Origin of the sequence: Nocardia coubleae NBRC 108252 (genome assembly GCF_001612805.1) — a bacterium.
GTDB classification, from domain to species: Bacteria; Actinomycetota; Actinomycetes; order Mycobacteriales; family Mycobacteriaceae; genus Nocardia; species Nocardia coubleae.
Genome location: NZ_BDBD01000030.1, coordinates 1 through 11,257, shown reverse-complemented (window position 1 = coordinate 11,257; position 11,257 = coordinate 1). Strand labels below are relative to the sequence as shown.

The window sequence follows — 11,257 nt, the reverse complement described above, 5'->3', positions numbered from 1 at the left end:
TCCCTGAACGAGGGAGTCCAAGTCCGCGGCGAAGGCGGTGCGATGGCAGGCAGCAGCGAGGGCCCCGAGGAGGAGCCCGCCAGCAGTACCCGGACGATCGCGATAGCGGCGGTGCTCGCCGCACTGCTCGCCCTGGTGGTCGCCGTCGGTTTGGTGCTGCGCGCGAATCAGGGCGACGACGACAACTCCGAGGTCGATCCGATGGGGTCGAACGGTCTGTCGGTCGACGGTCAGCAGGTCAGCGACACGGACTCGAACCCGCCGTGGCCTGCCAGGCGCGTGGGCGGCAATTGCTCGGCGGGCGGCATCGTCGCCCGCTGGCAGGTCGACGACGACGGCAACTGGCGCTGCACCGCAGGAGCCCCGGACACTCCGGCCCCCACGACCCCCGCCCTGCCGCCGCCCCCACCACCGGAACCGGTCCCGGTGGAACTCCCACCGCCGCCACCCCCGGTCGAGGCTCCCTACGAGCCGCCGCCCCCGGCTTACGAGCCGCCGGTCTACGATCCGCCTCCTGAGCCGGTCCCGGCGCCCGCACCCGAGCCCATCCCGGTCCCCGAGCCCGCACCTCCGCCACCACCACCCCCACCACCGGCCATCCAGCTGCCGTTCCCCCTGCCCCCGATCCTGCTTCCCCCGGCAGCGGCGACTCTCGGCTGACCTGCGCGAGCGGCGGCGGGTCTGCGGCATCCGCGGCCCGCGGTCCCCGACACTGGTCAGTTATGGACCAGTTGGTGCTGATTCTGGTGATCCTGCTCGCCGCTGTGCTGGCCGAAGCGCTCGGCGATCGCTTCGGACTCGCACCCTCGATCCTGATGACGGTGTTCGGCTGCCTGCTCGCCCTGATCCCGGCGGTGCCGAGCCTGAACATCCCGCCCGACCTCATCCTCCCGCTGGTCCTGCCACCCCTGCTCTACGCCGCCGCCCGGCGCACGTCCTGGCGTCAGTTCGCCGAACAGTGGCAGGTCATCGCCCTGCGCGCGGTCGGACTCGTCATCGTCACCGCCCTCGCGGTCGCGGTCGTCTTCCACGCCTGGAATCCGGCGGTCGCGGTGGCGGCGGGGGTGGTGCTCGGCGCGCTGGTCGCCCCGCCCGACCCGGTCGCGGCGATGTCGATGGCGGGCCGGCTCGGGTTGCCCCGGCGCCTGATCGTCACCCTCGGCGGCGAGGGCCTGTTCAACGACGTCACGGCGATCGTCATCTACACGGTCGGTATCCAGGCGGTCGTCACCGGCGTGTTCTCGCCGTGGCATGCCCTCGGCGATTTCGCGCTCGCCGCGGTCGCCGGTGCGCTGGTCGGCCTGCTGCTCGGCTGGCTCGGGAGCAAACTCACCCGCTATCTGAACGACGCCACCTCCCAGGTGGCACTGAGCCTGCTGCTGCCGTTCGCCGCGTACGGCATCGCCGAACACTTCGAAGGTTCGGCAGTTCTCGCGGTGCTGGTGTGCGCGCTGTACCTCACCGACGCGGTGACCGAGATCGGCGACCGCGACTACCGGCTGATCGCCGACTCGTGTTGGGACGTCGTCGAAATGCTCATCACCGGTTTCGCGTTCGCGCTGATCGGGCTGGAACTGCGGGTGGTCATCGAGACCTCCGGCCACAACTGGCGCACGTTGGCCGGGGTGAGCGTCGCGGTGATCGCCGTGGTCGTGCTGTTGCGGTTGGTCTGGCTGATGGGCATGTGGACGGTGACCCACCGCTGGCGCGATGTGGACGACGCGTTCACCTGGCAGGAGGTGATCGTCACCTGGTGGGCGGGGATGCGCGGGGTCGCGACGGTCGCGCTCGCCCTCGCCGTCCCGTTCACCATCGACTCCGGCGCCGAGTTCCCCGCGCGCTCGGAGATTCTGTTCGCCGCCTTCTCGGTCGTGCTGTTCACCCTGCTCGTGCAGGGCCCGACCCTGCCACTGGTCGTCCGCCTGACCGGCGTGCACGCCGACACCCGTCAGGAGCGGGCCCTCGAACGGCAGCTCTGGGAGCGCGTGGTCGGTGCCGAACTCGGCGAGCTGAAGATGATCGCCGCCCGCGACGACCTGCCCGACGACGTCTACGAGGACATCAAGGCCAGGCTGCGCCGCCTCTCCGCCAAAGCCGACCCGGAGGCCGCCGACGCCGACGCCAAGGCCGCCATGGACAAGGAACGCAAATCGGTCGCCCAATTCGGTGCGGTCCGCGCCGCTGTGGTCGAGGCGGGCCGGCGTGAGGCGCTGGCCGCCCGCCGTGACCCGGGCATGCCCGCCGACGTCGTCGACCGCGTCACCCGGCGCCTCGATCTCGGGCCGACCCGCTGACTCTCAGGCGTCCTGTTCGCAGTGCTGGTTCACGAAAGCCCGGACGTACCCGGCGGATTGGCGCACATACATCCAGCTCCAGAACCCGAGCCCCGTCTGCGTCGGGCTGGCGACCATGGTGATCTCGCCCTCGAAACACCGGCCGACGATGTAGCGCGCCCGCGAGACATGCGGCGTGAACGTGACGACGATGATATGTCGCCAGCCGTAAATCGTTGCCCGTCTGACTATTTCGCGCGCCTCGCCGTCGGTGGTCCAGGGGTCGGGCACGAAACAGGCCACCCGGAAGGCGAATCGGCCCCCGCAGTACTTGTCCATCAGCGGATCGTCGGCACCGGTGGACTGCGAGATCAGCACCTCGGGTGCGTACCCGCGCTCGGCCAATTCGATGCCGACGTCGAATCGTTCGTAGGGCGTTCCGCCGAGGACCACGATCACGTCGGCCGGTCGCAAAGGATCCACTTGCGGGTACACGAACACCGGTAGCCCGGCGACAGCGGCAGCGAGCACGGTGACGAGTGCGCCGACGAGCAACCATCCCGCACGTCGAAAGATCGACACCGCACCGACGATAGGCGAAATCAGCGTCTTCTCCCACTGCCCGTGAGCAGGCACACTGGTGCCCATGACCGACACCGCCGTAAGCCCCGAACACCTCGACGTCGTCATCGTCGGCGCCGGACTGTCCGGCATCGGGGCCGCTTACCGGCTGCAGACCGAGCATCCGCACCGCAGCTACGCCGTTCTCGAGGCCCGCGCCGATCTCGGTGGTACCTGGGACCTGTTCCGCTACCCCGGAATCCGGTCCGATTCGGACATGTTCACTCTCGGTTACCCGTTCAAGCCGTGGCGGGCCGCGCGTTCCATCGCCGACGGCGCCTCGATCCTCGACTACATCCGCGAGACGGCCGTGGAGAACGGCATCGACCGTCACATCCGTTTCGGGTCACGGGTGATCGGTGCCGACTGGTCGTCGGCACGGGCCCGCTGGCAGCTGACCATCGCACACGAGGGCCCCGACGGACCCGAGCTCAGCACGCTGACCTGCTCTTTCCTCTACGCCTGCGCCGGCTATTACGACTACCAGCAGCCGCACGACCCGCAGTTCCCCGGCCGTGCCGAGTTCGCGGGCACGATCGTGCACCCGCAGTTCTGGCCCGCCGATCTCGACGTGCGCGACCAGCGGGTGGTGGTCATCGGCAGCGGCGCCACCGCGGTCACCCTCGTCCCCAACCTGGCCGCCGAGGCCGCGCACGTCACCATGCTGCAGCGCAGCCCCACCTGGATCAGCCCGGTTCCCGGCCGCGACAAACAGGCCGACAAGATCCGCGGCCTGCTGCCCGCCGGCCTGGCGCACCGCGTGATCCGCACCAAGAACATCCTGTTCAACATCGGTTTCTATCAGTACTGCCGTCGTCGCCCCGCCGCCGCGCGCAAACTCCTCACCGGTCTGGCCACCCGCATCCTCAAAGACGAGAACCTCGTCGCCCGGCACTTCACCCCCGACTACGACCCGTGGGACCAGCGCCTCTGCGCGGCTCCCGACGCAGACTTCTTCAAAGCGCTGAAGAAGGGCAAGGCCTCGGTGGTCACCGACCACATCGACAGCTTCGTCCCCGAGGGAGTCCGCCTCGCCTCGGGCCAGACGCTGCCCGCCGACATCATCGTCACCGCCACCGGCCTGCGGTTGCTCGCCTTCGGCGGGATCGCCCCCTCGGTCGATGGAAAGCAGGTCGACCTGGCCGATCAATTCGTCTGGCAGGGCGCGATGCTCACCGGGCTGCCGAATTTCGCGATCTGCGTCGGTTACACCAACGCCTCCTGGACGCTGCGCGCCGACCTCACCTCCCGCCTGGTCTGCAAGGTGCTCACCCATCTCGATCGCACCGGTGCCCCCGCGGTGGTCCCCGAACCGGGCCGCAACTTGAAACAGCACCCTTTGCTCGACCTGAACGCCGGCTACATCCTGCGTTCGATCGCCGCGTTCCCCAGGCAGGGTGACCGTCATCCGTGGCGGGTCAGGCAGAACTACCTGCTCGACGCCTTGCTCACCCTGCGCACCGACCTCGGTAAGACCCTTCGCCCGGTGCAGCGGGTCCGCGAATTCACCCACAACGGGTGAGGTGAACCGGGGACCTGGTTCCTACCGTTGGCCTATGCCGAAGTGGCATGTCCGTTGATCGACGGGAAGGCCGAGTGATGACCAACAGGAACCAACACGAAGTCCGCGACGGAATCGCGGCAGGCACCTCCATCGCCGCCGGGATCCTGCTGGCGGTCGTCGGTGTGCTGCAGATCTTCCAGGGAATCTCCGCCGTGGCCAACGACGATCTGATCGTCGTCGGGCCCGAGTACGCCTACCAGTTCGACCTCACCAGCTGGGGTTGGTGGCACATCGTCCTCGGCGCGATCGTGGTGATCGTCGCGATCGGCCTGATCGCGGGCCAGACGTGGGGCCGGGTGGCGGCCATGCTGATCGCCGCGCTGTCCATCGTGGCGAACTTCCTGTGGCTGCCGTACTACCCGTGGTGGTCGATCATCATCATCGTGCTGGACGTGGTCGTGATCTGGGCGATCGCGACCTGGCACCCGCGCGCCGTCTGAGATCGACACCCGACGCCGCCCGGCTGTTCGCCGGGCGGCGTTGTCGTGTCAGCCCGAGGTCTCACCGACAGGGGAGTCGCCGAGCATGCCGATCAGGTGATGTGACAGCTTCTCGGCGAGCACCGCGAGCTCGGCCTTCTGCGCTTCGTCGAGCCCGTCGAGCACCAATCTGCGGACCGCCACGAGGTAGTCCGGCGTCGCCTCGACGACCTTGGCGAGCCCGCTCGGCGTGAGCGCGGCATCGACCCCTCGACCCGTTGTCACGGCCACCCGCCGGACGAACCCCACCCGCTCGAGCTTGGAAACCACGTGGGAGACCCGCGAAATGGAACCGTGCCCGCGTGCGGCGAGCATGCTCAGCCGCATCCGGTGGCCCGGTGAATCCTGGAGCAGAGCCAGCACCCGGTACTCGAAGTGCGTCAACCCGAACTCGCGTTGCAGCCGGGAGTCGAGCACGCTGGGGACCCGCATCGCGAGGGTGACCACAGCGCCCCACGCACGACGTTCGACCGAGTCGAGATCGTCGGTCACCACGGCCCCTCTCCCACACGATATTTGCTCAGCGATTGCTGATTGTCGGAAAACTGTATATCGGCCGGTGGTCCGTGTCCACGCGAGACCGGCATGTCTCCCGGTGAGATGCTTACCTGAACGGCGGACCGTGCGAAGGGCTGACGAGTTGCGGGGCGATCGCCCCGCGCACGGCACGCCCGGTCGACCAGGCGATTTGACTTCGCCGTCGGGGCTGCGTAACTTAGTTCGAGTCAGAGCGACACGGACACCGACCCGGCCACGAGATGGCGGGGACACGAGGTAGGACGATGAGCGCCTGGCAGCCAAGTGGCCAGAACCCCGGATTTGCTTCGGTTGGTTCTCTGCGCTAGGTTGGGACAGTTGCCTTGCTGAAGCCCCTACGACAAGTTGCGGGTGGATGTTTGTGCGTGTGTTCTTTGAGAACTCAATAGTGTGTCGATGAATGTCAGTGCCAATATTATTATTGGTTCCAGCCTTCGCGTACCCCCCGGTCGTGGGAGGTTGGACATTTTGAACAACAGCGAATCTTATTTGCTGGTGTTCGCTTTGCTAGATTTTTCGGACTCTAGTTAGATATTTCTGATTCACCCTCGGGGTGTTTCGTGAGTCTTCAACGGAGAGTTTGATTCTGGCTCAGGACGAACGCTAGCGGCGTGCTTAACACATGCAAGTCGAGCGGTAAGGCCCTTCGGGGTACACGAGCGGCGAACGGGTGAGTAACACGTGGGTGATCTGCCTTGCACTTCGGGATAAGCCTGGGAAACTGGGTCTAATACCGGATATGACCTCGGGATGCATGTTCTGGGGTGGAAAGATTTATCGGTGCGAGATGGGCCCGCGGCCTATCAGCTTGTTGGTGAGGTAACGGCTCACCAAGGCGACGACGGGTAGCCGACCTGAGAGGGTGACCGGCCACACTGGGACTGAGACACGGCCCAGACTCCTACGGGAGGCAGCAGTGGGGAATATTGCACAATGGGCGAAAGCCTGATGCAGCGACGCCGCGTGCGGGATGACGGCCTTCGGGTTGTAAACCGCTTTTGACAGGGACGAAGCGCAAGTGACTGTACCTGTAGAATAAGGACCGGCCAACTACGTGCCAGCAGCCGCGGTAATACGTAGGGTCCGAGCGTTGTCCGGAATTACTGGGCGTAAAGAGCTTGTAGGCGGTTCGTCGCGTCGTTTGTGAAAACTTGGGGCTCAACCTTAAGCTTGCAGGCGATACGGGCGGACTAGAGTACTTCAGGGGAGACTGGAATTCCTGGTGTAGCGGTGAAATGCGCAGATATCAGGAGGAACACCGGTGGCGAAGGCGGGTCTCTGGGAAGTAACTGACGCTGAGAAGCGAAAGCATGGGTAGCAAACAGGATTAGATACCCTGGTAGTCCATGCCGTAAACGGTGGGTACTAGGTGTGGGGCTCCTTCCACGGACTCCGTGCCGTAGCTAACGCATTAAGTACCCCGCCTGGGGAGTACGGCCGCAAGGCTAAAACTCAAAGAAATTGACGGGGGCCCGCACAAGCGGCGGAGCATGTGGATTAATTCGATGCAACGCGAAGAACCTTACCTGGGTTTGACATACACCAGAAACACGTAGAGATACGTGCCCCCTTGTGGTTGGTGTACAGGTGGTGCATGGCTGTCGTCAGCTCGTGTCGTGAGATGTTGGGTTAAGTCCCGCAACGAGCGCAACCCTTATCTTATGTTGCCAGCGCGTAATGGCGGGGACTCGTGAGAGACTGCCGGGGTCAACTCGGAGGAAGGTGGGGACGACGTCAAGTCATCATGCCCCTTATGTCCAGGGCTTCACACATGCTACAATGGCCGGTACAGAGGGCTGCGATACCGTGAGGTGGAGCGAATCCCTTAAAGCCGGTCTCAGTTCGGATCGGGGTCTGCAACTCGACCCCGTGAAGTTGGAGTCGCTAGTAATCGCAGATCAGCAACGCTGCGGTGAATACGTTCCCGGGCCTTGTACACACCGCCCGTCACGTCATGAAAGTCGGTAACACCCGAAGCCGGTGGCCTAACCCCTTGTGGGAGGGAGCCGTCGAAGGTGGGATCGGCGATTGGGACGAAGTCGTAACAAGGTAGCCGTACCGGAAGGTGCGGCTGGATCACCTCCTTTCTAAGGAGCAATTCTCCAGCTCATTCCCAACACAGGTTGGTGAGTGGTTGGCAGAGACAGTTTCGGACCCACACGTGGTCCGGCTGGAGCTCATGGGTGGAACGCTGACAAACTCATCGCACCAGGCCGGCTCAAAGTAGCTGGTCGCGGTGATATACCGACACACTATTGGGTCCTGAAAGAACACCCGAAAGTGTTTTTTCTAGGCAAAGCAAACGATCCTCCCGGATCTCCTCGATACTGCCGGCGCATGCCGAGTCAGTCTTGGAACATGGTTTCGGGTGGGTGTGTTGTTTGAGAACTGCACAGTGGACGCGAGCATCTTTGTTAGTAAGTGTTTAAGAGCGTACGGTGGATGCCTTGGCACCAGGAGCCGATGAAGGACGTAGGAGGCTGCGATAAGCCTCGGGGAGCTGTCAACCGAGCTGAGATCCGAGGATTTCCGAATGGGGAAACCCAGCACGAGTGATGTCGTGTTACCCGCATCTGAATATATAGGGTGTGTGGAGGGAACGTGGGGAAGTGAAACATCTCAGTACCCACAGGAAGAGAAAACAACAGTGATTCCGTGAGTAGTGGCGAGCGAAAGCGGATGAGGCTAAACCGTGTGGATGTGATACCCGGCAGGGGTTGTCCATGCGGTGTTGTGGGGTCTTCTTTCCTAGTTCTGCCGGACTAGGCAACAGTCAGAAAAGTTCGTGTTAGTTGAAGTGGTCTGGAACGGCCCACCATAGACGGTGATAGTCCGGTAAGCGAAAACATGTGCTCTGTTGTAGGAGATACCCGAGTAGCAGCGGGCCCGTGAAATCTGCTGTGAATCTGCCGGGACCACCCGGTAAGCCTGAATACTCCCTGGTGACCGATAGCGGACTAGTACCGTGAGGGAAAGGTGAAAAGTACCCCGGGAGGGGAGTGAAATAGTACCTGAAACCGTGCGCTTACAATCCGTCAAAGCCCTCGTTCTTGTAGTGGGGTGATGGCGTGCCTTTTGAAGAATGAGCCTGCGAGTCATCGATGTGTGGCGAGGTTAACCCGTGTGGGGTAGCCGTAGCGAAAGCGAGTCCGAATAGGGCGTTCCTAGTCGCACATTATGGACCCGAAGCGGAGTGATCTACCCATGGCCAGGGTGAAGCGACGGTAAGACGTCGTGGAGGCCCGAACCCACTTAGGTTGAAAACTGAGGGGATGAGCTGTGGGTAGGGGTGAAAGGCCAATCAAACTCCGTGATAGCTGGTTCTCCCCGAAATGCATTTAGGTGCAGCGTCACGTGTTTCACGCCGGAGGTAGAGCTACTGGATGGCCTAGGGGGCCTACAAGCTTACCGAAGTCAGCCAAACTCCGAATGCCGGTGTGTGAGAGCGTGGCAGTGAGACTGCGGGGGATAAGCTTCGTAGTCGAGAGGGAAACAGCCCAGATCGCCGGCTAAGGCCCCTAAGCGTGTACTAAGTGGAAAAGGATGTGGGGTCGCTTAGACAACCAGGAGGTTGGCTTAGAAGCAGCCACCCTTGAAAGAGTGCGTAATAGCTCACTGGTCAAGTGATCCTGCGCCGACAATGTAGCGGGGCTCAAGTACACCGCCGAAGCCGCGGCATTCAGACATTAGATCGCCTTCGGGCCAGTCGTCTGGATGGGTAGGGGAGCGTCCTATATCCGTGGAAGCCACAGTGTGAACTAGTGGTGGAGGGTATGGGAGTGAGAATGCAGGCATGAGTAGCGAAAGACGAGTGAGAAACTCGTCCGCCGAATGACCAAGGGTTCCTGGGCCAGGTTAATCCGCCCAGGGTGAGTCGGGACCTAAGGCGAGGCCGACAGGCGTAGTCGATGGACAACGGGTTGATATTCCCGTACCCGTGTATCCGCGCCCAATGCCGAATCAGTTGTGCTAAGTATCCTGAACCGGATAGATCACCTTCGGGTGACGTGAAGGGGATGCATACGACCCTGGCTGTAGTAGGTAAGCGATGGGGTGACGCAGGAAGGTAGCTGGGCCAGGTGATGGAATACCTGGTGTAAGCCTGTAGGGCGCAACATAGGCAAATCCGTGTTGCATATAGCCTGAGAGGTGATGCGTAGTCGTTGAGACGAATTCAGTGATCCTATGCTGCCGAGAAAAGCCTCTAGCGAGCTGGTACATGGCCCGTACCCCAAACCGACACAGGTGGTCAGGTAGAGAATACTAAGGCGATCGAGAGAACTGTGGTTAAGGAACTCGGCAAAATGCCCCCGTAACTTCGGGAGAAGGGGGACCACGCCCGGTGAAAACCCTTGCGGTTGGAGCTGGGTGGGGTCGCAGAGACCAGAGAGAAGCGACTGTTTACTAAAAACACAGGTCCGTGCGAAGTCGTAAGACGATGTATACGGACTGACGCCTGCCCGGTGCCGGAAGGTTAAGAGGACCGGTTAGCCCGTAAGGGCGAAGCTGAGAATTTAAGCCCCGGTAAACGGCGGTGGTAACTATAACCATCCTAAGGTAGCGAAATTCCTTGTCGGGTAAGTTCCGACCTGCACGAATGGCGTAACGACTTCTCTGCTGTCTCAACCACAGACTCGGCGAAATTGCATTACGAGTAAAGATGCTCGTTACGCGCGGCAGGACGAAAAGACCCCGGGACCTTCACTATAGCTTGGTATTGGTGTTCGGTACGGTTTGTGTAGGATAGGTGGGAGACTGTGAAACCTGGACGCCAGTTCGGGTGGAGTCGTCGTTGAAATACCACTCTGATCGTATTGGGCTTCTAACCTCGGACCATGATCTGGTTCAGGGACAGTGCCTGGTGGGTAGTTTAACTGGGGCGGTTGCCTCCTAAAATGTAACGGAGGCGCCCAAAGGTTCCCTCAGCCTGGTTGGCAATCAGGTGTCGAGTGCAAGTGCACAAGGGAGCTTGACTGTGAGACTGACAGGTCGAGCAGGGACGAAAGTCGGGACTAGTGATCCGGCACCGGCAAGTGGAAGCGGTGTCGCTCAACGGATAAAAGGTACCCCGGGGATAACAGGCTGATCTTCCCCAAGAGTCCATATCGACGGGATGGTTTGGCACCTCGATGTCGGCTCGTCGCATCCTGGGGCTGGAGTAGGTCCCAAGGGTTGGGCTGTTCGCCCATTAAAGCGGCACGCGAGCTGGGTTTAGAACGTCGTGAGACAGTTCGGTCTCTATCCGCCGCGCGCGTAAGAAACTTGAGGAAGGCTGTCCCTAGTACGAGAGGACCGGGACGGACGAACCTCTGGTGTGCCAGTTGTTCCGCCAGGAGCATGGCTGGTTGGCTACGTTCGGAAGGGATAACCGCTGAAAGCATCTAAGCGGGAAGCCTGTTCCAAGATGAGGTTTCTCTCCCACTTGATGGGTTAAGGCCCCCTACAGACCATGGGGTTGATAGGCTGGAACTGGAAGCACGGTAACGTGTGGAGGTGACCGGTACTAATAGGCCGAGGGCTTACTATCGAAGGTGTTACGCGTCCACTGTGCGGTATCTGAAACAACACACAGACACTGCAGCAAACCCGCCAGGGTGATCCGTGAGGATTGTTTGGTGTGGGAGCGCTGTTTGTGGATAGTTTCATAGTGTTACGGCGGTTATAGCGGTGGGGAAACGCCCGGTCCCATTCCGAACCCGGAAGCTAAGGCCACCTGCGCCGATGGTACTGCACTCGACAGGGTGTGGGAGAGTAGGACACCGCCGGACAATCATTCACGAAAG

The 11,257-nt window shown here is 62.2% G+C and carries 6 protein-coding genes and 3 rRNA genes; 7 read left to right on the top strand and 2 right to left on the bottom strand.

Annotation, left to right across the window (positions count from 1 at the left end; all coding sequences use genetic code 11):
* Positions 1-42: 42 nt before the first annotated feature.
* On the top strand, positions 43-660 hold the full coding sequence (locus NCO8_RS29605) for a hypothetical protein (RefSeq protein ID WP_067644908.1): 618 nt from the start codon (positions 43-45) through the stop codon (positions 658-660).
* A gap of 62 nt (positions 661-722) precedes the next feature.
* Positions 723-2,294 (top strand): Na+/H+ antiporter, encoded by a 1,572-nt coding sequence (locus NCO8_RS29600; protein ID WP_067644905.1) that lies wholly within the window; start codon positions 723-725, stop codon positions 2,292-2,294.
* 3 nt (positions 2,295-2,297) lie between these two features.
* On the opposite strand, the gene NCO8_RS29595 is transcribed toward NCO8_RS29600, so the two are convergent.
* Positions 2,298-2,855 carry a YdcF family protein gene (locus NCO8_RS29595; protein WP_084457591.1) on the bottom strand — a complete coding sequence of 186 codons (558 nt, stop codon included), beginning with the start codon at positions 2,853-2,855 and terminating at the stop codon, positions 2,298-2,300.
* Between the two features lie 64 nt (positions 2,856-2,919).
* Between NCO8_RS29595 and NCO8_RS29590 the strand changes: the two genes are divergently transcribed.
* Together NCO8_RS29590 and NCO8_RS29585 are read left to right on the top strand one after the other, a co-directional pair.
* The gene (locus tag NCO8_RS29590) at positions 2,920-4,416 is read left to right on the top strand and encodes a flavin-containing monooxygenase (RefSeq protein WP_067644898.1); all 1,497 of its coding nucleotides are present in this window, start codon (positions 2,920-2,922) and stop codon (positions 4,414-4,416) included.
* Positions 4,417-4,493: 77 nt separating this feature from the next.
* The gene (locus NCO8_RS29585) at positions 4,494-4,898 is read left to right on the top strand and encodes a DUF7144 family membrane protein (RefSeq protein ID WP_067644895.1); all 405 of its coding nucleotides are present in this window, start codon (positions 4,494-4,496) and stop codon (positions 4,896-4,898) included.
* A gap of 48 nt (positions 4,899-4,946) precedes the next feature.
* Here NCO8_RS29585 and NCO8_RS29580 read toward each other — a convergent pair whose 3' ends face one another.
* Positions 4,947-5,429: a MarR family winged helix-turn-helix transcriptional regulator gene (locus NCO8_RS29580; RefSeq protein WP_067644978.1), complete on the bottom strand. Its 483-nt coding sequence runs from the start codon at positions 5,427-5,429 to the stop codon at positions 4,947-4,949.
* A gap of 613 nt (positions 5,430-6,042) precedes the next feature.
* Here NCO8_RS29580 and NCO8_RS29575 point away from each other — a divergent pair.
* The 3 genes from NCO8_RS29575 (at position 6,043) to rrf (ending at position 11,242) form a co-directional block, all read left to right on the top strand.
* A 16S ribosomal RNA gene (locus NCO8_RS29575) occupies positions 6,043-7,561 on the top strand.
* 328 nt (positions 7,562-7,889) lie between these two features.
* Positions 7,890-11,001, top strand: a 23S ribosomal RNA gene (locus tag NCO8_RS29570).
* 124 nt (positions 11,002-11,125) lie between these two features.
* Positions 11,126-11,242, top strand: a 5S ribosomal RNA gene (gene rrf / locus NCO8_RS29565).
* The 16S, 23S and 5S rRNA genes sit together here, the layout of an rRNA operon.
* The last annotated feature ends 15 nt before the right edge of the window (positions 11,243-11,257 follow it).

Bases quoted from the DNA above. Each gene is read 5' to 3' on its own strand.
- NCO8_RS29600 (WP_067644905.1), top strand. From the start codon at position 723: ATGGACCAGTTGGTGCTGATTCTGGTGATCCTGCTCGCCGCTGTGCTG.
- NCO8_RS29585 (WP_067644895.1), top strand. From the start codon at position 4,494: ATGACCAACAGGAACCAACACGAAGTCCGCGACGGAATCGCGGCAGGC.
- NCO8_RS29605 (WP_067644908.1), top strand. From the start codon at position 43: ATGGCAGGCAGCAGCGAGGGCCCCGAGGAGGAGCCCGCCAGCAGTACC.
- NCO8_RS29590 (WP_067644898.1), top strand. From the start codon at position 2,920: ATGACCGACACCGCCGTAAGCCCCGAACACCTCGACGTCGTCATCGTC.